We start from the raw sequence: 24,626 nt of genomic DNA, 5'->3' as shown, positions 1-24,626 counted from the left end.
TCAGGTTGGTCTTGCTATCCGTAGATACAGCAGCATGGCAAGCGCGCGCTTGCCATGTATAATGCCGGCATTGTGCCCAATCCAACTTTGCTGTGGCCCCAGGCTGCAAATAACTTTTGGAACCTCATGAAATATAAAGATTTGCGCGACTTTATCGCTCAGCTGGAACAACGGGGTTTATTACACCGTGTGACAGTGGAAGTAGACCCTGTGCTGGAAATGACCGAAATTGCCGATCGCACCCTGCGTGCCGGCGGCCCGGCGTTATTGTTTGAAAATCCAAAAGGTTACAACATTCCGGTACTGGCGAATTTATTTGGCACCCCAGAGCGGGTGGCGCTTGGTATGGGTCAGCCTGATGTCAGCGCTTTGCGTGAAGTGGGCAAATTATTGGCTTTTTTAAAAGAGCCGGAACCACCAAAAGGTTTAAAAGACGCCTGGGACAAATTGCCGATATTTAAACAAGTGTTAAATATGGCCGCCAAAGTGGTGAAAAAAGCCCGTTGCCAGCAAGTGGTGCTGGAAGGTGACGCTGTTGATTTAACTAAATTGCCGGTGATGACCTGCTGGCCAGGTGACGCAGCGCCGCTTATTACCTGGGGTTTAACTGTCACCCGCGGCCCGCATAAAGAGCGGCAGAACCTCGGTATTTACCGCCAGCAGGTGCTGGGTAAAAACAAAGTCATTATGCGCTGGTTGTCCCACCGTGGTGGTGCTTTGGATTTTCTCGAGTGGCAAAAAGCCCATCCGGGTGAGCGTTTTCCGGTGGCTGTAGCTTTAGGCGCCGACCCAGCCACTATTTTGGGCGCAGTAACGCCAGTGCCAGACACGCTGTCGGAATATGCTTTTGCCGGTTTATTGCGTGGTGACAACACCGAAGTGGTGAAATGTTTAAGCAATGATTTACAGGTACCGGCCAGCGCTGAATTTGTGCTGGAAGGTTATTTAGAGCCTGGCGAAATGGCGCCTGAAGGGCCTTATGGCGACCACACAGGTTATTACAACGAAGTGGATTCGTTCCCGGTTTTTACCGTTACCCATATTACCCACAGAGAAGACCCGATTTACCACAGCACTTACACAGGCCGGCCGCCGGATGAACCGGCCATTTTAGGTGTAGCGCTGAATGAAGTTTTTGTGCCTATTTTGCAAAAGCAGTTTCCGGAAATTGTCGATTTTTATCTGCCGCCTGAAGGTTGTTCGTACCGCCTTGCTGTGGTGACGATGAAAAAACAATATCCTGGCCATGCCAAACGCGTGATGATGGGTGTTTGGTCTTTCCTGCGGCAGTTTATGTATACCAAGTTTGTGATTGTCTGTGATGACGATGTCAATGCCCGCGACTGGCAGGACGTGATTTGGGCCATTACCACGCGGATGGACCCGGCGCGCGACACCACTTTAATTGAAAACACGCCCATTGATTATCTGGATTTTGCGTCACCCGTTTCAGGCTTAGGCTCAAAAATGGGCATGGACGCTACCAATAAATGGCCGGGGGAAACCAGCCGTGAATGGGGTGTGCCTATTGAAATGACACCAGAGGTGAAACACAAAGTGGACGAACTCTGGTCCAGCCTTGGCATTCAACTGCCGGCCAAAGGAAAATTGTAAAAATGAGCCATCTGGTCACTATTTTACCCAGCGGCCTGAGTTTTCAGGTGCGCGAAGGCGAAACTATATTGCAGGCGGCGCTCAGCCACCGCATCGATTTTCCCAACCGCTGCCGGCAAGGGGTTTGCACTTCTTGTGTTTGCAAACTCAAAAGCGGCCAGGTGCATTATTTACCACCTGAGCCTTTAACCGACCTCGACAAAAGCCAGAATTTTACCTATTGCTGTTTGGCTTATGCCGACAGCGATCTGGTATTACACCACCCTTTTATTCGCGGCTAATGCCAGTAACAACACAACGCCAAAGCACGGAACCAAAGAACAGAACCCATGACTGAATCACAATTAAAAGCCGCGTCGAACAAAGTGTTATGCACCGTCAGCCGTATTCAGCCGCTGACGCCTACAGTGCAGCAGGTGATTTTAACGCCCAAAGCGCCGGTGGAATTTAAAGCAGGCCAGTATCTGCAGATTTATTTATCCGACAGCGATAAAAGGCCGTTTTCTATTGCCTGTGCGCCTGGTTTTAGCTTTGAAGGCAAACCAGCACTGGAGCTGCAGATTGGTGGCGCTGTCACTGACAATTACGCAAGTCAGGCCTTAGCGCATCTGTCAGACAACACTGAAGTGCTGGTACAAGTCGGTTTAGGCGAAGCGTATTGGCGTGAAGAAAGCACAAATCCCATTATTTTGCTGGCCGGTGGCACCGGTTTTTCTTATGTACACAGCATTGCCAGCGCTATTGCCAATGCCAATCTGAACCGCAGCGTGCAGCTGTACTGGGGTTTAAGAAACCCTCAGGCGTTATATGCTGCTGATGAACTGGCCGCCTGGCAAGCATCAAACGTGCAGTATCAGCTGAATCTGGTGGTGCAGGAGCCGGATGCCAACTGGCAGGGCCGCACAGGTTTTGTCCATCAGGCGGTGCTGGATGACCATGCCGATTTAGCCGCTTATGATATTTACATCGCCGGGCCTTTTGCCATGGTGGGTGTGGTGCGCGACGCCTTTTTAGCTCAGGGCGCCAAACGCGAGCAGATGTACGCCGACGCTTTTGCCTGGCTCTGATTGCCAGCTGCCACTGACGCCCTTGTGGTTGTCGTCAGTGGCAATTTGCGGCACAATCTCGCCCCAACAGGTCTAACCAGAGAGAGCAATATGCCACACCTGACCCAGATTAAAGTTCGTGGATACCACTTAGATATTTATCAGCATGTCAATAACGCCCGTTATCTGGAGTTTTTAGAAGAAGCACGCTGGAGTTATCTGGAAGACAGCGGTGATGTGGCTTATTTTGAGCAACTGAACCTGGCCTGGGTGATTGTTAACATCAATATCAATTACCGCTTTGCCGCCACCAATGGCCAGACTTTGGAAATCGCCACCCAATTTAGCCAGATCGGCAGTAAAAGTGCAGTGATCCATCAGGTGATTAAAATTCAGGGCACTGACACTGTGGTGGCCGATGCCGATATTACCTTTGTTTGCCTGAACCGCAGCACCGGCAAAGCCGCTTTAATTGAAGGTGCGCTGAAAGAACGACTGGAACAACACCTGAACGACTGAGTTTGCCATCCGTTTGATTCATCTGGGTATTTGGCAGTAAAACGGCAAGTCTTTGCCGCAAAAAAGCCCAGGGTGATTGCACATTGCCAAGGCTTGGGTTAGGCTCAAGCCTGTTATATTTGATGGTGATGAAACAAAGATGCCACACCAAAGCAGCAAAAATCACAAGCTTCACAGTGCCTTCTGGCGGCGCTCTTTATTTGTGCTGCTGATCACCGGCCTTGGCGTTAGCCTGAATAAACCAAACAGCGAACTCTCCGCCCACAATGGGAAAAAACTGCCGTTATCCCAACCTGTGAGTGCAGTACAGTTTCATTATCTGATGAAAGAAAATGCCGCCGCAGACGCAGCGGCACGCCAGGATGCATTTCCGGCCCGCAGTTTTGAACGCCATTCACGCCGCTTGCAGGTGATGACCAGCAAAAACACCACCCCCTATCAGCGCCTGGCCTGAACCAGCCGGTTTTATCCTTTATTTGCCTCGATTTTAAACAGCCTAATAACAGCACAACGGTTGTAAAACCTGTGGCAGGCTTTACAACCTGTTGTTCGGCGCTGTTAGTACGGACTGACCGGGCTATAAAACGATGTGTTGCGACCATCAATGCCAATACGGATGGGCGTCACTGTGGTGCTGTTATCCAGCAGATTAAATCTGTCGCCCGGCAACAGCTTAAAGCGTAATAAGTCTTTAATGATCACCGGCTGACCACAGCTGGTCTGGGTGTATTGGGTTTGGCTGTCGGCACGCAGCACATAGACTTCGTTAGTGCCATCCACTATGCCCTGTCCGTCTGCGGTCACAAACAAAGACGTTGCTTCAGATACCGCAATCACCCGGCCATTTTGTCCCAGTTTGGCCTGAAACACGGCAGAGCGGCCCATCCGATCCCTCTGGCGGAAATGGGTGTCATTCAGCGTATTGGCCAGCAGTGGGAAGCTCAGGAAATTGCTGCTGATGTTAATAGTGTTATGGCAATAATCTGTCACCACTTCAGAACTGATGGCACCATTAACCCCATCCGGATCATAGACATACTGGCTCAGCACATGGTCACCTGCCGAAGTGCCACCAACCACACCACCTTTGGCATACACATGCGCTATAGCACTTTGCACCAGCGTGCCCTGCCAGGCATTCAGATAAGCCGACTGGTCACCGCCGGCAATAAATACCGCCTCCGCACTTTTAATGGCCCACTCCACATAAGCGGAATTTGCTTTGGTCTGGGTATCCACAATCAGGGTTTCCACTGAAGCTGCACCTGTCAGCCCCTGCAAATAGCTGTTGTATGCGTCGGTGCCGGCTGCGCGCAGCACCACTATATTGCCACCTTTGATTTGTGGTGCCATGCGGTTACTAAAGGCTGCGTCGACATCGGTGCCACCGCCCATCAATAACAATGAGCCCTGACCCGAGGTTAACACCGGGCAAACATCACTGCTGCCGCCCAACAGATAGCTGGTCAGGTTACTGGGTTTGGCCGGCCTTACACCATAACTGCAACTGGCCGGTGGTGTGCTACCGCCGCCATCACCGTTAAAAGTGACATTCAGGGTGTAACTGCCGGTGCCGCTGTAACGGCTGACTTTAATAAAATGCGTACCAGCACTGGCGGCGCGGTAAGTGCCGGTTTCAGGCCGGGCGCTGCTTTGACCGGACAAAATATAACTGCCGCTGCTGCGATACAGATAAAAATCAAAATCGGCGCCGCTGCCATGGTTGAGGCTGACGCTGATATCGCCGCTGCTGGTGGTATCAAATTTGTACCAGTCAATATCACTGCTGCTACCGATACTGCCATTCACAGTCTGGCCGCTGCACAGGCCGCTATTGGCTTTTGCTTCAGTGTTGTTATTTTCTGTTTCCTGCTGCAGACAAGCGGCACTGGCATGGCCAGCCGCTGACAACAGCGTCGCCATAGCGACAGCTTTTATCATTGCTTTCATTGTTGCTTTCCTGTTTTTGTTGTTTTGACGATCGTGGTGAAAGGCCAGAATGGCCCATGGTTTCAGGCGTTATGCCGGCGCAAAACGGCATAACTCCGGAATTCCGGGTATTTCAGCGGGGGAAAAACTTATAGATCAAACCACTCCGATAAGTGGTAGTCGGTGGCGCAGGCGTGCAGATTGGCAGGTTTGTGCACCTGTTGTGACAGCGGTAACCCTGAAAGTGGCATCAGCTTTTTCACAAATACTCTGCATAAAAATTTATCAGCGGAGTTTTAATATGCGGCACAGCTAAAGCGCTGTCAACCAACGAAAAACGGGAATTTAGAAAACAAAACATCAATTATTTTTGCTTTTTATGTAACAATAACGCCGACTTAAAACGAACAAAACCGGAGAGGGAATTCTTATGCGTCAACTCGCGATGCTTTTGTTGTTATGCAGCACCTTTGCCAGTCGGGCCGACCTGCTGGATGCAATGAAAGCGTATGAAAACAAAGATTTTACCAAAGCAGCGCAAGAGTTTGCGGCATTATTACCTTTGGCCAATGAGCAAGCCGCTTTTAATTTAGGCGCCATGGCAGCTAATGCTGAAGGTCAGAGCCGTGATTTGGTCAAAGCCCTGGCTTATTTTGAATTTGCCGCCAGCAATACACACCCAAGCGCCAGACAAACCGCCGATAAAATCCGCAGCAAGCTGTCAGAGGCAGAACAACAACAGGCGGCTACCCTGCTGGCGCAGCTGCAGCAACAAGTCAAGGTCAAAGACAAAGCCAAACCTGAACTGATGGCGCTTTTTGGCAGCGATCGCAAAGCAATAAAACGTATTGCGCCGGAGTATCCAAAAGATGCAGCGGCCCGGGGCCTTTTTGGCTCTGTCATCATGCGCCTGCTGGTGAACGAAAAAGGTGATGTGGAAGCCGTTGATGTGCTGAATGCTTTCCCCAGGGACGTATTCGACCGCGCAGCCATCCGCGCCTTAAAACGCTGGAAATATGAACCCGGCAACAGCAAATTTATCAGCCGGGTCATGCTGACCTTTAATATCGGTGAGGTTGATCACCGGAAAGTTGAACAGCTGGTTAGCGAACACAACATGTGGCAATACGCTGCCCTGGGTTCGCCGGCGCACCAGAATGCCCTGGCACATATTCTCGACCTGGCACGTAACCAGAGTGACTACACACAATTTATTGATGATTCACTGCCACCGGCGCTCGGGCCTATCACGGCGGAACTTGTGAAAAATGGCAAAGTGGTCAGCAAAGATCTGCAGCTGCCTGAAGGTTTTACACACAATGCTTTTGTCACCCTGGATGACCAGGCGGTAGTGCTGGCAGTGCATGACAATGATGCTGAACATCAGGCCAAACTGGCAGCGCAATTGCTGGGCAAACGCCTGACCAAAGAGCAGGTGCCAGCTGGTTTTTATAAACTGCAAAATCAGGATGGCAATAAAAGCCCAAGACTACTGAGTGCACAACGTATCCCACAAACTTATTCCAACAGCTACTGGCTGGAACAGGCCGCCCGTGGCGGTAGCATCGAAGCACAAAGAGCGCTTGCTGCCTTACAGCCACAATGGGAGATGTATCTGCTGGAACAACAGGACCCTGTGGTGCAATCCTGGACTGGTACAGCACTGATTCTAAGCGGACAAAAAGCCGAAGGGGAAAAACTGCTGGATGCAGCTATTGCCAAAGGTCACGCCACAGCCAAAGAGCTAAAAGCTGCGTTATAACTGCAACTCAAGCCAGCCGGGCGCCATTGGGGACCGGCTGGTCCGGCACTGCCAGCACCACAGCGCCATCGTCGCGGTAAAACCCCGTCACCAGACATTCAGACACAAAAGGGCCGATTTGTTTTGGCGGAAAATTCAGCACCGCCAGCACTTGTTTGCCAATGAGCTGCTCCGGCTGATACAAAGCGGTTAACTGGGCACTGGAACGACGCTGGCCAATGTCAGGGCCAAAATCAACCGTCAGCTTCCAGGCCGGTTTACGCGCCTCTGGAAAAACTTCTGCCGCCACTATAGTGCCAACCCGCAGCTCCACCTGCATAAAATCATCCCAGCTGATAAGGTCCATCTGTGCGCTCCGCTTTGGGGTTTAGCTTAAACTTTGCAGCCAGGCCTGTTGCCATTGCAACAGTTTATCGCTGAAACTGCGGGCGGCATGCGCCGGGCTGCTGGAAGGCAAAGAGCAGATTTTGATGCCGGCAGGAATAGTGACACCGGATTTTTGCAGTTTTTGCCAGCTTTTGGCCGCTGTGCCGCCATTGAGCCATACAGCCTTAAGCTTTGGCAATTGTGTCAGCAAGCCGGCAATATCATTAAACTGCACTGAATCAGGGCGGATAGCACTGTCGAGACTGCCCTGACGCTGGCAAAGGCCAATCACATCCCACAGGGCAACACCGGCGTTTTGCAGTGCCAGCAACCGCTGTGGATAAGGCAGGCTGGCATCGACCACAAACAGCTGCTGCATCAAAGGCCAGAACTGATTGCGCGGATGTCCGTAATATTGCTGCGCATCCAGCGACGCCTGACCCGGCATACTGCCGAGGATCAGGATTTTGGCATCGGGCCGGGCCACAGGCGCCAGCCCCGATAACAGCGGTAAAAAGATAGTCACAAGCCAGATATTATTTAGCGAAAGCGGCAGCGTTGGCCAGTTCAGGCTGGTACTGCAGCGCTTTTTCCCAGGCATGGCGCGCCTGATCCTGTTCACCTTCCTGCTCGGCACAATAACTCAGCAGGGCATATAAATAACCATTGTTATTATGGTCGCGTAACCAGTGCTGCACCTGTTTGCGCAGCGCCAGCACAGAACGCCCTAACGGAATTTGCCGGATAGCAGCATAAGCCAGCGGCACATCCGCCAGCGCCAGACTATCGAGCAGCAGTTTTTCCGCTTGCTCGGCATCACCACTAACCGCTTTTGCTCTGGCTTTGCCTAAAATGGCCGCCACAGATTTGCGTTCTTTGGCTGGTAAATTGCTCCAGTACGGCAGGTTTTCATCAAACTGACCGGCCTGCGCTAAACCCGCCACAGCTGCCGGGTACAGCTGATAACGATACTGCTGCCACTGCGCTTTATTCAGCCATTGTTGTTTAATGGCAACAGGCACCTGCTCCAGCAAAGTTTGCCACTGGCCAGCCTGCAATAAAGCCGCAAGCCAAAGGCGGCCGAGCGCACCATCTTTTTGATTTTGTTCAATACGAGGTGCCAGGTAAGCCACAGCTTTTGCTGCATCTCCCTGCTGCAATAACAAATCAGCCACCACAACTGCACTGTCGTTGTCATCGCTGTCGAGCTGCGCCGCTTTTTGATTGGCTTTTTGGCTGTCACCGGCACGCTGCGCCGCATAACAGGCCATGATCTGTTTGATTTTGTCCCAGTCAGAGTCCGCTTTAGCCAGGTCAAAGTATTGATCGGCCTGTTGCCAGTCTTGCCGGGCAAAAGAGAGCAGCGCATGTTGCATCGCCTGACGGGCGCGGCGCTCTTTGCGCGAACGCAAAAAGCTAAAACTGAGCCGGGGCAAATGGAATAACCGTTTTAACACCCACCACAATAACCAGCAGGCCAGAATAGTGCCAAACAGCACCAGCATCAGGCCAATAAAAGTGGCTTCAATAGTGACACCGGCCACCACCAGCATCACATAACCCGGATGGTTGGCAAGGATGGGCCCCAGCAGCATGGCCAGGCCAAACACCAGGATAAAAAATGCCAGCCTAATCATAAACTAAGCTCCGCTTCTGCCGTGCCCTGACGGTAAGCTTCAAACAGTTGTGGGCTTTTTAACGGTGCCAATAACGGTAAACTTACCTGCAGCGCCGACAGCGCAACTAAGTCATCGGCCATCTGCTGTACTGCAGGTTCAGTGGCGGCAAAATACCGCTGTAAACTGTCAGCACTTTGCTGAATGGCCGCCGCATACACCGCCTGATTGTGCTGCATGGCAGCAAGCTCGGCCAGCAGCAACTGCTGAGTTAAGGTATTACGCACACTGATTTGTTGTTCGGCCGTTAAACTGACTCCATCTTCCGGCAAACTGGCACGCACCTGCACCAGACCACGCCAGAAATTGCGCCAGTACAGCCCCAGATTCGACTGCCAGTCAGCAGCATCTTCGGTAATTTCTTCTTCGGCCTGATTATCCATCGCCCGCTCAGACTGGCGCAGCGGTAAAGTCAGGCTTTGCTGACGCAGTGCCGACAAGGTCAGGTGTAACTGATGCATATCCGGCGTGTTCAGCTCAGACAACATATGTTTGTCCTGACCTATAGCCTCACGCACCGCCACCAGACTGGCATCCTGCATTTGTTTTAAGCGTTGTTCCGCCAGCTCCAGCACCTGCACCACACCGCTGACATTCTGTTCTAAAAACAGTTTTTGCTCGGCCAAACGCAGAAAATACTCAACTTCCAGCAGTTGCCAGCCTTTGACGTTGCCACTTTGCTGGTCCAGCTGGGTTTGCAGCCTGGCGATTTCCTGTTGGGTGCTTTGCAGCTGTTCCTGTTGTTTGTTATTCCAGTCCGCCACCACATTCACCAGCTGTTGCTGCATTTCCTGCTGCAATTCTTCCTGCTTGCTCTGAAACAGTGCTGTCTGGCTTTGTTGCTGATTTTGCAAACTTTGTTGCTGTTGTTGCAGCGCAACGAGTTGCGGTTGCCAGACATAAAAAAACCAGCCCACCAACGCCGCTGAAGCCAAGGCGATCAGCAGAGCCATCATGCCCAGCATCACGCCGGAACCTGTTTTGGCGGCCGGTTTTGCCGGCGTTGCTGCCACAGCAGCAGGGGCTGCAGATTCGTTATTCAGCATTGGACTGAGCTCGCTCATGGAATTTCCTTCTTAACTGACAAATAGCTTCCAACAACGCCTGATCGTTGGCACTGGCTGCCAGAAAAATGTTGGTCATCGGGATCCCGCTGGCAACGGCCGTTTCGGCCATGCGCTGGCTGACCATAATCCATTGCCGCTGTGCCAGCCAGGGCCGGGCAGTTTCGGGCAGGGATTGTAGCAGCAGGGATAAAATTTCGTTACTGGTCACTACGATACATTGAATTTGTTGCTGGCGCCACTGGTCTGACAAGCGCTGACCATCCAGCGGCAAGGGCACTCTTTTATAACTTTGCACATAAGTAACTTTGGCGCCGCGGGCCAATAAACCCTGTTTAATCAGCTCGCGGCCACCATTTCCGCGCACTATCACTATGTCGCGGCCGGCCACATCCTGCAGTTGCGGCAGTGCCAACACCCCTTCACTGCGCTGATCCAAAGGCGCAGTCACAGCACGGCCACAGCTGCGCTCCAGCACAGAAGCTGTGGTTGCGCCCACCGCCAGCAGCGGCTGGGTCAGGCTGGTTAAATCAAATTGTTGTTCCAGACAAGTTACAGCCGACACAGACACAAAAATCACCAGCTCCGCCTGTTGCAGATGCTGGATATCCCGGGCACGTAATGGCATCAGCTGTGTGGTGATCAGCGGCTGATAGGTATAACCAATGCCCAGTTCATCCAGGCCAGCCAGCAAGTTGTCTGCTTTGCCGGCAGGTCTGGTGATCAGCACCGGAAAATCTGTTGCGCCGGTAAGCTGAGGTATCTGGCTAGGCTGAAATGGTGCCGGGTTGTTCATCAATTATGGGGCCGTCTGATAAACAGCTTTGAGAATAGCAGCTGCACCTTGTTGCAGCAGCTGTTCCGCCAGTTGTAAACCCAAAGCTTCTGCTTCGCTGGCCGGGCCTTTGACCTCTGCATGTAAAATTTGCTGGCCATCCAAAGAGCCCACCAAACCGCGTAACCAAAGCTCATCGCTCTGATGCACGGCAAAAGCACCAATAGGCACCTGGCAGCCACCTTGTAAACGGCGGTTCATTGCCCGTTCGGCCAGCACTGCCTGACGGGTGGCCAGATGTTCCAGCGGCGCCAGTAAGGCATGAATAGCGCTGTCGTTGCTGCGACATTCAATACCTACAGCACCCTGACCATTGGCCGGCAGGCTTTGCTCCACAGCTAAATGGGTACGGATACGATCTGCAAAACCAAGGCGGATAAGACCAGCTGCCGCCAGAATAATAGCGTCATATTCACCGGCATCTAATTTGGCTAAACGGGTGTTGACGTTGCCGCGCAGGTCGCGGATCTGCAGGTCCGGCCTCTTGGCTTTAAGCTGACACTGACGGCGTAAACTGGAAGTCCCCACCACAGCACCAGCCGGCAGTTCATCCAGGCTGGCAAAGTTGTTCGACACAAAAGCGTCGCGCGGATCTTCGCGCTCACAAATGGTTTGCAACTGCAAACCTTCAGGGAATTCCACCGGCACATCTTTCATACTGTGCACGGCAATATCGGCACGACCTTCTAAAATGGCAGTTTCTAACTCTTTCACAAACAAACCTTTACCGCCAATCTTCGCTAAAGGCGTGTCGAGAATTTTGTCGCCCTGGGTAGACATCGGCACCAGCTCCACCTGCAAGCCCGGATGAAAATGCTGCAGCTGTGCTTTGACAAATTCGGCCTGCCATAACGCAAGCGCACTTTTACGGGTGGCGATACGGATCAATGAAGTCATGCAAAAAAACCTGTGTCTGAAGGCTAAACACGGCTGTGTGTCAGGTCACACTGCCGGTTAAAAAACTGGCGCTAGTATAACTGCTATTGATATTGAAAGTCGTGTGAGTAGAGGACATTTTGCTGCTGATCAATAATTTCGACCCGCCAGGCGCCCAGTTGGTCCGGTAACAGCCATTTTTCACTGTAGGTACGCCAGGGGGAGTCTTCGATAGTGAGCAAGGCTTCGGTTTGCACTACCCCATTAAAAGACCAGCGATGTTTCAGTTGTTGTCCGGCATAACCTTTGAGTTCAGTAAATAGATACAGCCGCTGAATGTCTTTTTTCGCCACCAACTGCGCTACCGGACGGCCCGGCTCTAACTGTTCCATATCGGCCGCCAGCACAATACGGCTAAAACCGTCCGGCAGTTTGGGCAAATTGTCGGTTGCAACAGCGGTTGTTTGAGGTTCTGCCGCAGATTGTGGCGCAAGTGTGCCAGTTGCATTGCTGCTTTTTGGCATGGCCTGAGCTGAAGTTGCCAGCAAAACAGCGCTGTTTTTAATGTCGCTATTGTTGCTTTGTGCTGCAGGCGACAACTGCGCCGTATTTTCTGGAGAGTTTTCTGCAGTGTTTTCGGTCAAGTCTTCTGTAGCCGGCGCTGTACTGTCGTCTTTAGCAGGACTGTTTTGCGCTGTGCTTGCACCTACGGCTGCAGTTTCAGTCGTTTCTGTGTCGGCCTTGTTTGCCAAAGCGGCCTGCTCCGCTTCGGAAACATGCGCGGTGTTGTTTAACAGATCCGCTTGCGGCACGACCTCAGCATTCAGCTCAGCACTTAGCTTCGTATCCGCTGATTGCTCGCTCTGAGTGCCAGAAACCCAGTATTGCCAAAACCCCAAAGCGGCCAGCAGCAACAAGCCAGTAGCAAACAGCAGCCTGGTTTTTGACAGCGGGGCTTTGGCATATTGCAACTTTGCCGGCGGCGGCACTGGCAAGTCGCGGTGCAAAGTGACTTTTACCCTGAGTTTGGCAGATTGTTCGGACACGTCTTTTCTCTGGCGTCATCAAAAGCCGGTGGTTCAGACCGGCTGTTGGTTATAGGTTATCGCTTGTTTGCTGGCACAAAGTGCTGTTACACACAAAACAGCTGCTGAATAAAGCGGCTGATATCATCCACCTCCTGAGCGCAGACGCTGTGCTCCATCCGGTAGTCCTGCCAGCGCACATTAAAGCCTGCATATTTTAGGTTGTTAAATGCCGCCTGACCAGCCTGCAATGGCACCACAGGGTCGGCCACACCATGGGCACAAAATACCGGCGTGGTTTTATTCAGCGTATTCATTTCATCTTTGAGTTTATCCGGCACCGCCATATAGGTAGAAAGCGCCATCACACCGGCAATTTTATAAGGCAAGCGCGGTAACAGATGCAGCGCTATGACCCCACCCTGACTAAAACCGGCCAGCATAATTTTTTCTGCCGGCACACCTGATGCAATCACTTTGTCTATCAGCGCCTGCACTAAAGTAGCCGACTGACGCACGCCTTCTTCATCAGCGCGGTTTTGTAAGTCCATGGTTTTAATGTCGTACCAGGCGCGCATTACATAACCATTGTTGATGGTGACCGGGCGCTCAGGTGCGTGTGGGAACAAAAACCGCACCCCATGACCGGCTGGCAGGCGCAGCTCAGGCACGATAGGGGCAAAACCATGGCCGGAATCGCCCAGGCCATGTAACCAAATCACGGCCGCTGTGGTTGGGCCCGGGGACTTTACATCTACAAAAGGTAACTGATTCATTTAACGCACAAACTCCACACTCTGCCCGGCCTGACGCGAGGCTGCGTCATTTAATAAAGTCCAGAACTCAGTGCCGGTTCTGTTATCAATCCATTGGCCGTTCTGATATTCAAAATGGTGACCGTTAAATTTGGTCGCCACCCACAGCTGGTGCAGCGGTGGTTGTTTATTAATGATTATTTTGCTTTTGTCCGGAAAAGTGATGCTGAGCAAACCACCATGGTTCTCATAATCCAAATCCAGATCCATATTTTCGATGGCTTCTTCCACCGCCAGCAAAACGCTGTCGGTCAACTCATCATATTCTACGTCATTCATCGGCTTCACCTGTTTGCTTTTGCTGCTAAGGATGCGATTATAGAGCGCTGAAAAATTAAAGAAACAGAAACGATGAAAGCTGTGACTCAATCTATGTTCTGCCTGCTGGCGCTTTGTCTGTTGCTCACCGGTTGTGGCCAAAAAGGGGATTTAACCCTGCCAAAAACCAAAGCAGCCAGCAATACGCCACAATCACAACAACAGACCAGTGCAACTGCAGCTGAATCTGCGCAGCAAGAAGCAACCCAACAGCCCGGCCAATCGCAAAGGTAAATTTGGTGGATTATTTTAATTATCAGGGGCCAGAGCTGCTGGCCGAACAGGTCAAACTGGCCGATATCGCCGCCCAATACGGCACTCCCACTTATGTTTATTCCCGCGCCACTTTAGAGCGGCATTATCAGGCATTTGCCAATGCGGCGGGTGCACATCCGCACCTGGTATGTTATGCGGTCAAAGCCAACAGCAATATTGCCTTGTTAAATTTGCTGGCTCGGCTTGGCAGTGGTTTTGACATTGTGTCTGAAGGTGAATTACGCCGGGTGTTACAAGCCGGTGGCGACCCTGGCAAAGTGGTGTTTTCCGGTGTAGGTAAAGCTGAGTCTGAGATTGAGTTTGCGCTTAATACCGGCATTAAATGTTTTAATGTTGAATCCGAAGCCGAGCTTTACCGTATTCAGCAGGTGGCAAGCCGCCTGAATAAAATTGCCCCGGTTTCCATCAGGGTCAATCCGGATATCGACGCCAAAACCCATCCTTATATTTCTACCGGCCTGAAGGCCAATAAGTTTGGTATTGATATTAACGACGCTGTGGCCATGTATCAGGTGGCGGCACAGGCCAGCCACTTAAAAGTTTGTGGTGTGGATTGTCATATTGGCTCACAGCTTACTGAAACCCAGCCGTTTTTAGATGCGCTGGATAAACTGCTGCTGTTGATTGATAAACTCTCCAGTCTCGGCATTATGTTGTCCCATATTGATATTGGCGGTGGTTTAGGCGTGACTTATCTGGATGAAACGCCGCCGCATCCGGCCGAATATGCCGCTGAAGTGGTCAAACGTCTGGCCAAATATCCACATTTAACGCTGCTGTTTGAACCAGGCCGTGCCATTATGGCCAACGCCGGTGTGTTATTAACAAAAGTGGAATACTTAAAACCGGGCCAGGAAAAGAATTTTGCTATTGTTGATGCCGCCATGAACGACCTGATTCGTCCGGCGCTGTACAGTGCCTGGATGAATATTGTGCCTGTGCAGTTGAAAGCAGAACTCAAGGCCCAACGTTATGATGTGGTAGGCCCGGTCTGTGAAACCGGCGATTTCCTTGGCAAAGACCGCGATTTAGCCATAGCACCGGGTGATTTACTGGCGGTGCGTTCAGCCGGCGCTTATGGTTTTACCATGAGTTCCAACTACAACAGCAGGCCACGCGCCGCTGAAGTACTGGTGGACGGCAGCAGCACTTATCTGGTGCGCCGCCGTGAACAATGGCAGGACCTGTGGCAAGGTGAACAATTGTTGCCGGAATAACGGCAACAATAACTGCAATCAGGCAGCAACAGATAAGGTTGGCATGTTATTACAGTTTTCTAAAATGCACGGACTTGGCAACGACTTTATGATGGTCGATGCCGTCAGTCAGAACGTGTTTCTGACTAAAGAGCAAATCAAAGCGCTGGCCGACCGTAATTTTGGCGTTGGTTTTGACCAGTTATTAATGGTGGAACCGCCTTATGATCCGGATTTGGATTTTCATTACCGGATTTTTAATGCCGACGGCTCTGAAGTAGAACAATGTGGCAACGGCGCCCGCTGTTTTGCCAAGTTTGTCCGCACTAAGGGCCTGACCAACAAATACAAAATTAATGTCAGCACCAAATCCGGCAAAATTGTGCTTTATGTGGAGCAGGACGGTCAGGTCACAGTCAATATGGGTGTGCCCCAGTTTGAACCTGCCAAAGTGCCGTTTAAAGCGCAAAAACAGGAAGTGAATTACATTCTGCACGCCGAAAATGCCACCACTTTGTGTGGTGTGGTGTCGATGGGCAACCCGCATGCGGTGATCACAGTGGATGATATCGACAAAGCGCCGGTGCATAGCTGGGGGCCGGAGTTTGAAAATCACGAACGTTTCCCCGAACGCGCCAATATTGGTTTTATGCAGGTGTTAAGCCCATCGCATATTAAATTGCGGGTGTGGGAGCGTGGTGCCGGTGAAACCCTGGCTTGTGGCACTGGCGCCTGCGCTGCTGCTGTGGTGGGGCAATTGCAAAAAACCTTAGGCAACAATGTCAGGGTTGATTTACCCGGCGGAACCTTGCATATTCGTTGGAACGGTCCAGGCCAGCCGGTCAAAATGACAGGCCCGGCAGAACATGTATTTGACGGACAGCTGGTGTTATGACGGATGGAATAACCGGTGCCCAAACCGGGTTAAACGAACTGAACGACCAGGATAAAGCCATGCTGCAGGACGAGCTGGTCTATCAGTATTTACTGGAACATCCGGCGTTTTTTCAGCATCACCCCGAATTGCTGAACAGGTTAAGGCTGCCGCATGCCCAGCGTGGTGCCGTCTCCCTGGTGGAACGCCAGCTGGAAATGCAGCGCGAACGCATCCGTGGCCTGGAAGAAGACATCACCCGGCTGATGAGTGTGGCCCGGCAAAACGAACATATCTTTTTTGCGCTGAATCAGCTGCATCTGGATTTATTGTCAGCCCGTCAACGCACCGATATCACCATAGCGCTCAGCGCTTTTGCCAATAAAATGCCCCAGGTGCATGCCTGCACCCTGCTCGACTTTAATCATGAAGCCATGGGCGAACATTTCAGCGGCCTGCAACTGGTGCTGCAGCACCGGCTGCAACACCGCAGTTATTATTTTGGCAGGCTCAATAAAGACGAAATGGCCACCTTATTCCCGCCCACCATCCATTCGGTGGCGCTGCTGCAAATCAGTCAGGTGGATAAACCATTGGCGCTGCTGGCCTTTGGCAGTGAGCTGGACGACCATTTCCAGCCCAGCATGGACACGCTGTTTCTCGACCATATCGCCAAATTACTGGCCGTGGTGTTGCCACGTTATGACAAAAACTGAACTGGCCGATTTCCAGCCCTGGCTTAGCCAGTTTCTGGCTTATCTGCAGTTTGAACGCGGTTATAGCAAACAAACCCTGGCCAGTTATCAGCAACAACTGAGCGCTGTGGCCAGTCAGCTGCAAAGCCAGGCCAGTCACTGGCGTTATCTCAGCCAGCAACAGCTGCAACAACATTTGTTATCCTGCCGCACCAGTTTAAAACCACGCAGTCTGGCACTGCGGGCTGCAGCGCTGCGCAGTTTTTATCGTTATTTTGTTGCGTTAAAACAGCTGCAGGATAATCCGGCGGCTTATTTAAAAGTGCCCAAATCGGCGCGGCCTTTGCCAAAAAACCTTGATGTTGATCAGATGAACCGGCTGCTGGATATTCAGGAACCGGATGATGATTTAGCCTGTCGCGATCAGGCCATGATGGAACTGTTTTACAGCTCTGGCTTGCGCCTTGAAGAGCTGGTGAATGCCAATCTGCAGGATATTTCGTTTAGCGAACAACAAATTCGCGTGCGGGGTAAAGGCAATAAAGAACGCATTTTACCTATTGGCCGGCTGGCGATGCAGGCACTGCAGCGCTGGCTCGCGCTGCGGCCGGCTTTTGTCGGACCTGAGCCGGATGCGCTCTTTTTAAGCCGGCAAAAAAGCCGCATCAGTGCGCGCCATGTGCGTAGCAGAGTCAAACTCTGGGCGGCACGCCAGGGCCTGGAGCAAAACGTACACCCGCATATGCTGCGCCACTCTTTTGCCAGCCATATGCTCGAATCAAGCGGCGACCTGCGCGCCGTGCAGGAACTTTTAGGCCACGCCAACCTCAGCACCACTCAGGTGTATACCCATCTGGATTTTCAGCATCTGGCCAAGGTGTATGATGCCGCACATCCAAGGGCAAAAAAATAGCGCTGACAGCCTGAGCTGCACACAGAGCTGAATAACAGGCCAAAGGTTGCTGGCTCAGACAACCCGGAGAAATTGTTAGCCAGAGCACCATTGCAAGCTAACAAATACTGGAATTTTCCGGCTAAATCTTTAACAATGGCGCCCTTTTTACCACAAGGAGAGCACCATGCAATTTTGGAAGTTGATCAGCGCAGCCGCATTGGCTTTGGCTTTAACCGCCTGTCAGTCTACCCCGTTACAACAAGTGTACACAGATCCTGTGCCTTATAACCTGACAGAGCCACAACTGGAACAGGCGATTCTGCAAGCTGGTGCAGGCCGCGGCTGGCTGATGACGCCTCAGGGGCCTGGCAAAATTCACGCCGAGCTGAACATCCGCTCTCATAAGGTCATCACCAGCGTGACTTACAACCCGCAGTCTTTTTCTATTACCTATGTCGACTCGGTTAATATGGACGCGAAAAAAGGCAAAATTCATCGCCAGTACGTCAATTGGGTGACCAATCTGCGCCAGGATATCCGGGTTCGGATGAATCAGCTGAGCTTAGCTAAATAAGCCGCTTCGCCTGATAGTGTTACCAGAGGCCGGTTTTGAGAATTTTTACCACGACAAAACCGGCACTGAGCTGATGTTCTTTCACCAATAATGGGCTATCGGCAACAGTAGCATCGGCCAGATAGTCATATCTGCTGTACACAGCAAACCACCAGTCGCCTTGTCGCAAACTCAGACCATTGGCAAAACGCCAACCACTAAAACCACCGCTGGCGCTGTATTCAGGCCTGGTGGCCAGGCTGTACTCTGGTGCAACCCCATAAAAATACTGATGAAAAGCTTTGCTGCTTGCCGCCAGCGACAACACCGACTCCCACTGCAAGCCTGTCGCCACTTCCTGTTGGTAACGTAGCTGAGGTTCAAACCGCCAGCCAATAGCTGAGCCTTGTTTAAAATCTGTGGCAAAAGCAGCTCTGACCGGTAAGCGTAATTGCAGCTTGGGCGTCAGCTGAATATCCAGTGCAGGGCCAATTTCTGCGATCCAGTCGAGCGCCGGCATGCCCTGACGCAACTGGTTTTTGTCACTGTCGACAGCCAAAGCTCCGGCCAGACTCAGGTTGAGCGCCCAGTGCTCACCTTGCGCCAATAAACCTGTGGCGCCCTGCCGGTCAATCTGCAGCTGCGCACTGCGGTAAGTAAAATAAGGTACAGGCCAGACAAAATTCGCCGACTGCGCTGAGCCCGGATAATGCGGCTGAGTCGCCACCAGCGTGCCTACTCCGAGCTGATATTCACCCTGCGCCGCCAAAACAACGCCGGTGGCCAGCAGCAATGTGCTACACAATATGCGCGGCAACAGCTGTTGCATCAGTCGTTGCCCTGCGCTGAGGTGGTGTCGTTCCAGTTGCGGAAAATCAAGGAGGTATTGATGCCGCCAAACGCAAAGTTATTGCTCATCACATACGCAGACTGAAATTCGCGGCCTGTGCCCCTGATATAGTCAAGTTGTGCACAGGCGTTATCCACCTCAGTCAGATTCAGCGTGGGTGCATACCAGTTATCACGCATCATATTGATGCTGGCCCAGCTTTCAATAGCACCACAAGCGCCCAGTGTATGGCCAAGATAACTTTTCAGCGAACTGATCGGCATGGCGGAGCCAAACACCCTGGCCGTGGCTTCGGTTTCTGCCACATCCCCTCTGTCGGTTGCGGTGCCATGGGCATTGACATAACCAATAGCGCCTGGCGCTAAAGCGGCGTCCTGCAGTGCCAGTCGCATCGCCTGCTCCATGGTCGGCGCCGACGGCTGGGTCACGTGCAAACCGTCGGAGTTGGTGCCAAAACCGACCACTTCAGCGTAAATTTTGGCGCCACGGGCTAAGGCATGTTCCAGCTCTTCCAGAATTAAAGTACCAGCCCCTTCGCCTATCACCAGACCATCCCTGTTGCGGTCAAATGGTCTGGGGGTGAGCTCAGGCTGCTGATTACGGGTGCTGGTGGCGTACAGGGTGTCGAACACTGCAGCTTCGGTAACACAAAGCTCTTCGGCACCACCGGCCACCATCAGCGTCTGACGGCCAAATTTAATGGCTTCATACGCATAACCAATGCCCTGGGATGCCGAGGTACAGGCTGAGCTTGTGGTATAGATCCGGCCTTTAATGCCAAAAAATACCCCCAGATTCACCGCTGTGGTATGGGCCATCATCTGGATATAACTGGTGGCTGTCACCCCGGCCATGCTGTGTTGTTCCAGCATACGGCCAAAGGCACTGATAGGCTCGGTACTGCCGGTGGAAGAGCCATAGGCAATACCACAACGGCCGTCCGTGAGCGCCGGATGCTCAGTTAATCCAGCGTCCAGTAGCGCCACTTCGGTCGCCCGGGTGGCCATCAGCGACACCCGCCCCATAGAGCGGGTTAATTTACGGGAATAATGCGCCGGCCGTTCAAAATCGGTAACAGGTGCGGCCAGCCGGGTGCTTAAGTCGCTATAACAATCCCACTCTGGCATATAACGGGTGGCACTTTTGCCAAGCGCCAGATTCTGCCGGAAACTGGCCCAATCCTGACCTAAAGCCGTAATGGCCGACATGCCGGTCACAACCACTCTTTTCATCAGATCATCCCGCCGTTTACTGAAATAACCTGCCGGGTAATATAAGCCGCAGGCTCTGAACATAAAAAGCTGACAGTAGCCGCCACTTCTTCGGCTGTACCCATGCGGCGCAGCGGCACCAGCTGCAACATGTCATCAATAGGCAGGTCGCTGACCATCTCAGTTTCAATCAGACCAGGCGCCACACAATTGACGGTAATTTTGCGTTTGGCAAGCTCCAGTGCCAGCGCCTTGGTGGCCCCCATTAAACCGGCTTTCGCCGCGGAATAATTCACCTGGCCTCTGTTGCCAGCAATACCGGACACAGAAGCAATAGTGACGATACGACCGCCTTTTCTCAGCTGGATCATCGGCATCACCAGCGGGTGCAACACATTGTAAAAACCGTCCAGATTGGTGTGGATCACCTGATCCCAGTCTTGTTCTGTTAAAGCCGGGAAAGCGCCGTCGCGGCTGATACCGGCATTGCAGACCACAGCATAAAAAGCACCGTGACTTGCTACATCCTGCTCCAGCACGCTTTTGGCAGTGGCGCGATCAGCCACATCAAACTGCAATACATGAGACTGGCGCCCCATAGCGCGGATTTGCGCTGCCACCTCTTGCGCACTTGCCACATCACTGCGGCAATGCACTGTGACATCAAAACCATCTTTGGCTAACTGCAATGCAATGGCCCGGCCAATTCCGCGGCCCGAGCCTGTCACTAAACAACGTTGCATTTAAGACTCCTTTAACCAGTCCAGATGATTTTCTGGCTGAAACACATTTAAATTGGCCTGCACCAGCAAATTGCCGTTGGCCGAAATTTCACATAAAAACACACTCAGGCCTGAGTCTTCAGTGACCAGCTGTTCGGCTTTCAGCTGTAACACTGTACCTGTGGCAAAATGGCTGATGGCAGGTGCATATTTGCGACAGCCAAGCAAAAAACCAATTTTCACAGAACCGCCCTCTGCCAGCGCTTTGGCGCCGGCATAACAGGCAATGGTTTGCGCCATATACTCAAGCCCGACATAAGCAGGTACAGCCTGTAACTCAGCCTGATAAAAAGGGCTGGCACTGCTGATATCCACTTCGGTGTACACTGAGTTTTCATCGGCCCCGATAAAACGGCTCAGTAAAATCATCGGGTGATCATGGGGCAATAATTGCTCCAGCGAATAACCGCTTATCATCGTTGTCTTCTCAAAATCACGGCAGCATTGTTGCCACCAAAAGCAAAAGAATTACTCAGGCATGCCGATACCAGCTGGCGCTGACCTGGCTGAACAAAATTCAGCGCTGGCAATTCAGGGTCTGGCGCTTTGTCCCGCACCTGCGGCAATAAATCAAAAGCCGCATTATAGTCCGACAATAACAACCAGCATAAGGCGGCTTCAATAGCGCCTGCGGCCCCAAGCGTATGACCGGTCAGACTTTTAGTGGAGCTGGCCGGTACCTGATCTGCACCAAGGCGCTGCAGCACCGCACTTTCCATCGCATCATTGAGCGGTGTCGCAGTGCCGTGCAAATTGATATAACCAAGCTCAGCGGCGTTGAGCCCGGCCTGCGCCAACGCCTTACGGATAGCCGCTTCTGCCCCCCGCCCTTCTGGATGCGGCGCTGACATATGATAAGCATCAGCAGCAGCGCCGGCTCCGGCCAGTTCAATCAGTTGCTGCGATTTACCACAAGCCTCTGTATCGGCCTTTCGTTGCATCACAAAAAGTGCGGCCCCTTCACCAATATTAATGCCGTCCCGACCTGCCGCAAAAGGCTGACAAAAACCTGCGGCCACAGACTCCAGCGCAGCAAACCCTTGCAGCGTCATACGGCATAACGAATCGACGCCACCGACAATCACGGCATCGGCCAAACCTGTGGTTAATAAATTGGCGGCGCTGATTAAAGCCCTGGCACTGGACGAACAGGCGGTGGAAATCACATAAGCAGGCCCGGTCACACCGGCGGCGGCGGCAATAAAATGAGCAGGCGCCACCATTTCCTGTTTTTGATAATGATAATCCGCCGGCCAGTCGCCATTTTGCAAACGCTGTTGTAATGCCTGTTCACCCTCGGCAATGCCGGAGGTACTGCTGCCAATCACCACGGCAATACGGTGTGCACCATATTGTTGTTTCAGCTGCGCCACTTCTGCTGCAATTTGCAGATAAGCACAATAGGCCAGGCTGTTATTGCGGCTTTGCTGCGACAACAAGGCCGCAGGCAGCTTTGGCAATTCGCCACTGACAGCACCCACCACGACGGGCTGCGCTGCCTGTAATAAATCATCACGCCACAACATGCCGGCTCTGCTGCCGGCAACGGCGGCCTGCCACACCTCACTTTTGGAAGTGCCCAAAGCACAACAGATCCCCAGTGCCGACAACACCGGCGCTGCAGTCGTTGTGGTTAACTCTGCGCTCATAAAAAATCCTGTTGCACTGTCGTCAGCCTGAGCCGGTATTCTGGCTGGCTGATTTCGGTCACCTGCCCTGTCATCAGCACTCCGGCCCCGTTGATGGTTAATACAGCCTGAGCATTTTTATCCAGCAATAACCTTTGCTGTTGCTGCTGTTTTATCTGTAAATCATCAAGCCCTGGCTGAATTTGCGCCAGCGGCCACAAAGTCCACTGCATCTGCGCCAGCAACTGCACGGCAAAAGAGCGCTCAGAAAAAGGCGCCTGCCCCTGCTGCTGTAACCTGCCTTGCGCTGTTAATTCCACCCGGCCCAGCTCATGACCCAGTGGCGACAAAGCCACCAGCAAAATTTGCTCCGGCAATAACTGCACACTGAGTAAAAACTCCTGCTGGTGCGAACCGGCCTCAAACTGCACCTGCTGCAACAACTGCTGGGAAGGGCCGGGCCAGCGGGTCTGTAACTGATAACCGCCGCCAGCGTAGGGGTAATACAAAGGGCCTTGTTGCCATAACTGGCAGGCGCTTAAGGTCAGCGTCAGCAGCAACAGCAGGGTTAAGCGCATATTTCACTCAGGGTTTGTAAACGTTTTTTCGTTTCTGCCACATAAGGATTTTTTTGATCCCAGGCATAACCGGCCAGAATGGCTGAAATCATCTGACTGACCTGCTCCTGACGCTGTTCATTAAAAATAATGTTCTGGAACCGACCGTCATACCAGGCCTCCACAAACTGCCGGAAGGTACTGATGCCCTGACGCAGTGGCTGGGTGTATGCTTTATCCCAATCCACTTCTCCACCCTCCAGCTGCTTCAGCACCAGCGGTACTGCAGTGCTGGCCGAACGCAGTGCAATAGTGACACCTGAGGAAAATACCGGGTCGAGAAACTCACCGGCATTGCCAAGGAGGGCGTACCTGTCACCGGCCAGAGCGCCCACATTGGCGGAATAACCCACCAGACTGCGGACGTCATTAATAGCTTCGGCATTGGCCAATAACAGCGCTAAATCCGCTTCATCCGCTACTTTTTGCCATAACGAGTCCGACGCTTTGGCATCTGCAGCAAAACGATTTGTTGCGCCAACCACACCCAAGCTGGCAGTACCATCACTGAATGGAATCAACCAGTACCAGACATCATGCAAAGTGGGGTGTACGGTAATTAAAATTTTATTGCGATCAAATTCCGGATCTGTGATGCCATCACGGATATGGCAAAAACAGGCCTGACGCACCGGAAAACCAGACGGTGTTTCTAAGTCTAATAACCGCGGCAACACCCGGCCAAAACCTGAAGCGTCCAGCACAAATTTGCAGGCTAAGCTGTGTTGTACACCTTGCTCATCCTGCACTGTCAGTTGCACCGAATCAGCATCCGGATAAACAAAATCTGTCACTTCCAGCCCGTAACGGATGTCCACCCCCTGCGCTGCAGCACCATCGGCCAGCAAAGCATCAAAAGGCGCTCTTTTTACCTGATAAGTAGTGCCAGGGCCCTGGGAAAACTTGCGGGTAAAATCAAATTCAGTGCGCATGCCATTTTTTAAAAAAGCGGCGCCATTTTTAAACTGAAAACCTAAAGTTTGCGCCTGTTGCTCCAGACCTTCCAGCAAACCCGCTTCGGCTAAAAACTCCATACAATGAGGCAATAAACTTTCGCCAATAGAAAACCGCGGGAAATGGGATTTTTCCAGACAAAGCACGGTTTTTCCGGCGCGGCTTAATAAAGCACCGGCACAGGCGCCGGCAGGCCCGGCACCAATAATAATCACATCGTATAAAGGTAAAAATGTGGTCGACATCGGTT

At 52.2% G+C, this 24,626-nt stretch carries 29 protein-coding genes; 12 read left to right on the top strand and 17 right to left on the bottom strand.

The annotated features are described in order from the left end of the window. Window positions 1-126 precede the first annotated feature (126 nt). The 5 genes from ubiD to N3Z11_RS01545 all read left to right on the top strand — a co-directional run bounded on the left by ubiD (window position 127) and on the right by N3Z11_RS01545 (window position 3,633). Entirely contained in the window at window positions 127-1,614 is a 1,488-nt protein-coding gene (gene ubiD, locus N3Z11_RS01565) for a 4-hydroxy-3-polyprenylbenzoate decarboxylase (protein ID WP_260655387.1), read from the top strand. Between the two features lie 2 nt (window positions 1,615-1,616). Next, on the top strand, window positions 1,617-1,895 hold the full coding sequence (locus N3Z11_RS01560; RefSeq protein WP_260655386.1) for a 2Fe-2S iron-sulfur cluster-binding protein: 279 nt from the start codon (window positions 1,617-1,619) through the stop codon (window positions 1,893-1,895). A 48-nt stretch (window positions 1,896-1,943) separates the two neighbouring features. Continuing rightward, window positions 1,944-2,681: an NAD(P)H-flavin reductase gene (fre, locus tag N3Z11_RS01555; RefSeq protein ID WP_260655385.1), complete on the top strand. Its 738-nt coding sequence runs from the start codon at window positions 1,944-1,946 to the stop codon at window positions 2,679-2,681. Window positions 2,682-2,771: 90 nt separating this feature from the next. Then, the gene (locus N3Z11_RS01550; RefSeq protein WP_260655384.1) at window positions 2,772-3,179 is read left to right on the top strand and encodes an acyl-CoA thioesterase; all 408 of its coding nucleotides are present in this window, start codon (window positions 2,772-2,774) and stop codon (window positions 3,177-3,179) included. Between the two features lie 139 nt (window positions 3,180-3,318). Further along, on the top strand, window positions 3,319-3,633 hold the full coding sequence (locus N3Z11_RS01545; protein ID WP_260655383.1) for a hypothetical protein: 315 nt from the start codon (window positions 3,319-3,321) through the stop codon (window positions 3,631-3,633). A gap of 104 nt (window positions 3,634-3,737) precedes the next feature. Here the strand turns inward: N3Z11_RS01545 and N3Z11_RS01540 are convergent, their stop codons facing one another. Next, window positions 3,738-5,129, bottom strand: a complete 1,392-nt coding sequence (locus N3Z11_RS01540; RefSeq protein ID WP_260655382.1) for a pre-peptidase C-terminal domain-containing protein — start codon at window positions 5,127-5,129, stop codon at window positions 3,738-3,740. A gap of 409 nt (window positions 5,130-5,538) precedes the next feature. Here N3Z11_RS01540 and N3Z11_RS01535 point away from each other — a divergent pair, with 409 nt between their 5' ends. Then, complete coding sequence (locus N3Z11_RS01535; protein ID WP_260655381.1) at window positions 5,539-6,870, top strand: TonB family protein; 1,332 nt, start codon at window positions 5,539-5,541, stop codon at window positions 6,868-6,870. A gap of 7 nt (window positions 6,871-6,877) precedes the next feature. Here N3Z11_RS01535 and N3Z11_RS01530 read toward each other — a convergent pair whose 3' ends face one another. From N3Z11_RS01530 to cyaY, 9 genes are all read right to left on the bottom strand, one after another. Further along, window positions 6,878-7,216, bottom strand: a complete 339-nt coding sequence (locus tag N3Z11_RS01530; RefSeq protein ID WP_260655380.1) for a tRNA-binding protein — start codon at window positions 7,214-7,216, stop codon at window positions 6,878-6,880. 21 nt (window positions 7,217-7,237) lie between these two features. Next, a complete protein-coding gene (locus tag N3Z11_RS01525; protein ID WP_260655379.1) occupies window positions 7,238-7,762 on the bottom strand; it encodes a DNA-deoxyinosine glycosylase in 525 nt (174 codons plus the stop codon). Between the two features lie 10 nt (window positions 7,763-7,772). Next, window positions 7,773-8,873: a heme biosynthesis HemY N-terminal domain-containing protein gene (locus N3Z11_RS01520; protein WP_260655378.1), complete on the bottom strand. Its 1,101-nt coding sequence runs from the start codon at window positions 8,871-8,873 to the stop codon at window positions 7,773-7,775. Next, a complete protein-coding gene (locus tag N3Z11_RS01515) occupies window positions 8,870-9,976 on the bottom strand; it encodes a uroporphyrinogen-III C-methyltransferase (protein ID WP_260655377.1) in 1,107 nt (368 codons plus the stop codon). The genes N3Z11_RS01520 and N3Z11_RS01515 overlap by 4 nt, the downstream gene beginning before the upstream one ends. Beyond that, window positions 9,948-10,772 carry a uroporphyrinogen-III synthase gene (locus N3Z11_RS01510; RefSeq protein WP_260655376.1) on the bottom strand — a complete coding sequence of 275 codons (825 nt, stop codon included), beginning with the start codon at window positions 10,770-10,772 and terminating at the stop codon, window positions 9,948-9,950. The genes N3Z11_RS01515 and N3Z11_RS01510 overlap by 29 nt, the downstream gene beginning before the upstream one ends. Window positions 10,773-10,775: 3 nt before the next feature. After that, window positions 10,776-11,708 carry a hydroxymethylbilane synthase gene (gene hemC, locus N3Z11_RS01505; protein ID WP_260655375.1) on the bottom strand — a complete coding sequence of 311 codons (933 nt, stop codon included), beginning with the start codon at window positions 11,706-11,708 and terminating at the stop codon, window positions 10,776-10,778. 83 nt (window positions 11,709-11,791) lie between these two features. Then, the gene (locus N3Z11_RS01500) at window positions 11,792-12,733 is read right to left on the bottom strand and encodes a DUF2914 domain-containing protein (RefSeq protein ID WP_260655374.1); all 942 of its coding nucleotides are present in this window, start codon (window positions 12,731-12,733) and stop codon (window positions 11,792-11,794) included. Between the two features lie 86 nt (window positions 12,734-12,819). Continuing rightward, on the bottom strand, window positions 12,820-13,488 hold the full coding sequence (locus tag N3Z11_RS01495; protein ID WP_260655373.1) for an alpha/beta hydrolase: 669 nt from the start codon (window positions 13,486-13,488) through the stop codon (window positions 12,820-12,822). Then, entirely contained in the window at window positions 13,489-13,806 is a 318-nt protein-coding gene (gene cyaY / locus N3Z11_RS01490; protein WP_260655372.1) for an iron donor protein CyaY, read from the bottom strand. It lies immediately after the preceding gene. A gap of 72 nt (window positions 13,807-13,878) precedes the next feature. On the opposite strand from cyaY, the gene lptM reads away from it, so the two are divergent. The 6 genes from lptM (at window position 13,879) to N3Z11_RS01460 (ending at window position 18,355) form a co-directional block, all read left to right on the top strand. Beyond that, complete coding sequence (lptM, locus tag N3Z11_RS01485) at window positions 13,879-14,079, top strand: LPS translocon maturation chaperone LptM (protein WP_260655371.1); 201 nt, start codon at window positions 13,879-13,881, stop codon at window positions 14,077-14,079. A gap of 5 nt (window positions 14,080-14,084) precedes the next feature. Then, the gene (gene lysA / locus N3Z11_RS01480) at window positions 14,085-15,338 is read left to right on the top strand and encodes a diaminopimelate decarboxylase (protein ID WP_260655370.1); all 1,254 of its coding nucleotides are present in this window, start codon (window positions 14,085-14,087) and stop codon (window positions 15,336-15,338) included. A 43-nt stretch (window positions 15,339-15,381) separates the two neighbouring features. Next, window positions 15,382-16,212, top strand: a complete 831-nt coding sequence (gene dapF / locus N3Z11_RS01475; protein ID WP_260655369.1) for a diaminopimelate epimerase — start codon at window positions 15,382-15,384, stop codon at window positions 16,210-16,212. Beyond that, window positions 16,209-16,907: a DUF484 family protein gene (locus N3Z11_RS01470; RefSeq protein ID WP_260655368.1), complete on the top strand. Its 699-nt coding sequence runs from the start codon at window positions 16,209-16,211 to the stop codon at window positions 16,905-16,907. Before dapF ends, N3Z11_RS01470 begins: the two co-directional genes overlap by 4 nt. Then, a complete protein-coding gene (gene xerC, locus N3Z11_RS01465) occupies window positions 16,894-17,799 on the top strand; it encodes a tyrosine recombinase XerC (RefSeq protein ID WP_260655367.1) in 906 nt (301 codons plus the stop codon). The genes N3Z11_RS01470 and xerC overlap by 14 nt, the downstream gene beginning before the upstream one ends. Before the next feature lie 166 nt (window positions 17,800-17,965). Beyond that, window positions 17,966-18,355: a hypothetical protein gene (locus N3Z11_RS01460; RefSeq protein WP_260655366.1), complete on the top strand. Its 390-nt coding sequence runs from the start codon at window positions 17,966-17,968 to the stop codon at window positions 18,353-18,355. A gap of 19 nt (window positions 18,356-18,374) precedes the next feature. Here the strand turns inward: N3Z11_RS01460 and N3Z11_RS01455 are convergent, their stop codons facing one another. Genes N3Z11_RS01455 through N3Z11_RS01425 form a run of 7 tightly spaced genes read right to left on the bottom strand, consistent with a single transcriptional unit; the run spans window position 18,375 to window position 24,621 of the window. Further along, window positions 18,375-19,163, bottom strand: a complete 789-nt coding sequence (locus N3Z11_RS01455; protein WP_260655365.1) for a MipA/OmpV family protein — start codon at window positions 19,161-19,163, stop codon at window positions 18,375-18,377. Further along, window positions 19,163-20,416: a beta-ketoacyl-ACP synthase gene (locus tag N3Z11_RS01450; RefSeq protein ID WP_260655364.1), complete on the bottom strand. Its 1,254-nt coding sequence runs from the start codon at window positions 20,414-20,416 to the stop codon at window positions 19,163-19,165. Before N3Z11_RS01450 ends, N3Z11_RS01455 begins: the two co-directional genes overlap by 1 nt. Then, window positions 20,416-21,138: a 3-ketoacyl-ACP reductase FabG2 gene (locus N3Z11_RS01445; protein WP_260655363.1), complete on the bottom strand. Its 723-nt coding sequence runs from the start codon at window positions 21,136-21,138 to the stop codon at window positions 20,416-20,418. Before N3Z11_RS01445 ends, N3Z11_RS01450 begins: the two co-directional genes overlap by 1 nt. Beyond that, window positions 21,139-21,594, bottom strand: coding sequence for a 3-hydroxylacyl-ACP dehydratase (locus tag N3Z11_RS01440; protein WP_260655362.1), 456 nt, complete (start codon window positions 21,592-21,594; stop codon window positions 21,139-21,141). Continuing rightward, entirely contained in the window at window positions 21,591-22,826 is a 1,236-nt protein-coding gene (locus tag N3Z11_RS01435; protein WP_260655361.1) for a beta-ketoacyl-ACP synthase, read from the bottom strand. The genes N3Z11_RS01440 and N3Z11_RS01435 overlap by 4 nt, the downstream gene beginning before the upstream one ends. Then, complete coding sequence (locus N3Z11_RS01430) at window positions 22,823-23,383, bottom strand: DUF3261 domain-containing protein (protein ID WP_260655360.1); 561 nt, start codon at window positions 23,381-23,383, stop codon at window positions 22,823-22,825. Before N3Z11_RS01430 ends, N3Z11_RS01435 begins: the two co-directional genes overlap by 4 nt. After that, a complete protein-coding gene (locus N3Z11_RS01425) occupies window positions 23,374-24,621 on the bottom strand; it encodes an NAD(P)/FAD-dependent oxidoreductase (RefSeq protein WP_260655359.1) in 1,248 nt (415 codons plus the stop codon). Before N3Z11_RS01425 ends, N3Z11_RS01430 begins: the two co-directional genes overlap by 10 nt. Window positions 24,622-24,626 lie beyond the last annotated feature (5 nt).

This window comes from Rheinheimera sp. 4Y26 (assembly GCF_025245835.1).
Classification (GTDB): domain Bacteria; phylum Pseudomonadota; class Gammaproteobacteria; order Enterobacterales; family Alteromonadaceae; genus Pararheinheimera.
This window is presented reverse-complemented; position numbering and strand designations above follow the sequence as displayed.

Bases quoted from the DNA above. Each gene is read 5' to 3' on its own strand.
- N3Z11_RS01530 (WP_260655380.1), bottom strand. From the start codon at position 7,216: ATGGACCTTATCAGCTGGGATGATTTTATGCAGGTGGAGCTGCGGGTT.
- N3Z11_RS01425 (WP_260655359.1), bottom strand. From the start codon at position 24,621: ATGTCGACCACATTTTTACCTTTATACGATGTGATTATTATTGGTGCC.
- N3Z11_RS01545 (WP_260655383.1), top strand. From the start codon at position 3,319: ATGCCACACCAAAGCAGCAAAAATCACAAGCTTCACAGTGCCTTCTGG.
- N3Z11_RS01560 (WP_260655386.1), top strand. From the start codon at position 1,617: ATGAGCCATCTGGTCACTATTTTACCCAGCGGCCTGAGTTTTCAGGTG.
- N3Z11_RS01550 (WP_260655384.1), top strand. From the start codon at position 2,772: ATGCCACACCTGACCCAGATTAAAGTTCGTGGATACCACTTAGATATT.
- N3Z11_RS01520 (WP_260655378.1), bottom strand. From the start codon at position 8,873: ATGATTAGGCTGGCATTTTTTATCCTGGTGTTTGGCCTGGCCATGCTG.
- hemC (WP_260655375.1), bottom strand. From the start codon at position 11,708: ATGACTTCATTGATCCGTATCGCCACCCGTAAAAGTGCGCTTGCGTTA.
- N3Z11_RS01430 (WP_260655360.1), bottom strand. From the start codon at position 23,383: ATGCGCTTAACCCTGCTGTTGCTGCTGACGCTGACCTTAAGCGCCTGC.
- N3Z11_RS01510 (WP_260655376.1), bottom strand. From the start codon at position 10,772: ATGAACAACCCGGCACCATTTCAGCCTAGCCAGATACCTCAGCTTACC.
- xerC (WP_260655367.1), top strand. From the start codon at position 16,894: ATGACAAAAACTGAACTGGCCGATTTCCAGCCCTGGCTTAGCCAGTTT.
- N3Z11_RS01515 (WP_260655377.1), bottom strand. From the start codon at position 9,976: ATGAGCGAGCTCAGTCCAATGCTGAATAACGAATCTGCAGCCCCTGCT.
- N3Z11_RS01450 (WP_260655364.1), bottom strand. From the start codon at position 20,416: ATGAAAAGAGTGGTTGTGACCGGCATGTCGGCCATTACGGCTTTAGGT.
- N3Z11_RS01435 (WP_260655361.1), bottom strand. From the start codon at position 22,826: ATGAGCGCAGAGTTAACCACAACGACTGCAGCGCCGGTGTTGTCGGCA.
- N3Z11_RS01460 (WP_260655366.1), top strand. From the start codon at position 17,966: ATGCAATTTTGGAAGTTGATCAGCGCAGCCGCATTGGCTTTGGCTTTA.
- N3Z11_RS01440 (WP_260655362.1), bottom strand. From the start codon at position 21,594: ATGATAAGCGGTTATTCGCTGGAGCAATTATTGCCCCATGATCACCCG.
- fre (WP_260655385.1), top strand. From the start codon at position 1,944: ATGACTGAATCACAATTAAAAGCCGCGTCGAACAAAGTGTTATGCACC.
- dapF (WP_260655369.1), top strand. From the start codon at position 15,382: ATGTTATTACAGTTTTCTAAAATGCACGGACTTGGCAACGACTTTATG.
- N3Z11_RS01535 (WP_260655381.1), top strand. From the start codon at position 5,539: ATGCGTCAACTCGCGATGCTTTTGTTGTTATGCAGCACCTTTGCCAGT.
- cyaY (WP_260655372.1), bottom strand. From the start codon at position 13,806: ATGAATGACGTAGAATATGATGAGTTGACCGACAGCGTTTTGCTGGCG.
- N3Z11_RS01455 (WP_260655365.1), bottom strand. From the start codon at position 19,163: ATGCAACAGCTGTTGCCGCGCATATTGTGTAGCACATTGCTGCTGGCC.
- lptM (WP_260655371.1), top strand. From the start codon at position 13,879: ATGAAAGCTGTGACTCAATCTATGTTCTGCCTGCTGGCGCTTTGTCTG.
- N3Z11_RS01445 (WP_260655363.1), bottom strand. From the start codon at position 21,138: ATGCAACGTTGTTTAGTGACAGGCTCGGGCCGCGGAATTGGCCGGGCC.
- N3Z11_RS01470 (WP_260655368.1), top strand. From the start codon at position 16,209: ATGACGGATGGAATAACCGGTGCCCAAACCGGGTTAAACGAACTGAAC.
- N3Z11_RS01540 (WP_260655382.1), bottom strand. From the start codon at position 5,129: ATGAAAGCAATGATAAAAGCTGTCGCTATGGCGACGCTGTTGTCAGCG.
- N3Z11_RS01495 (WP_260655373.1), bottom strand. From the start codon at position 13,488: ATGAATCAGTTACCTTTTGTAGATGTAAAGTCCCCGGGCCCAACCACA.
- ubiD (WP_260655387.1), top strand. From the start codon at position 127: ATGAAATATAAAGATTTGCGCGACTTTATCGCTCAGCTGGAACAACGG.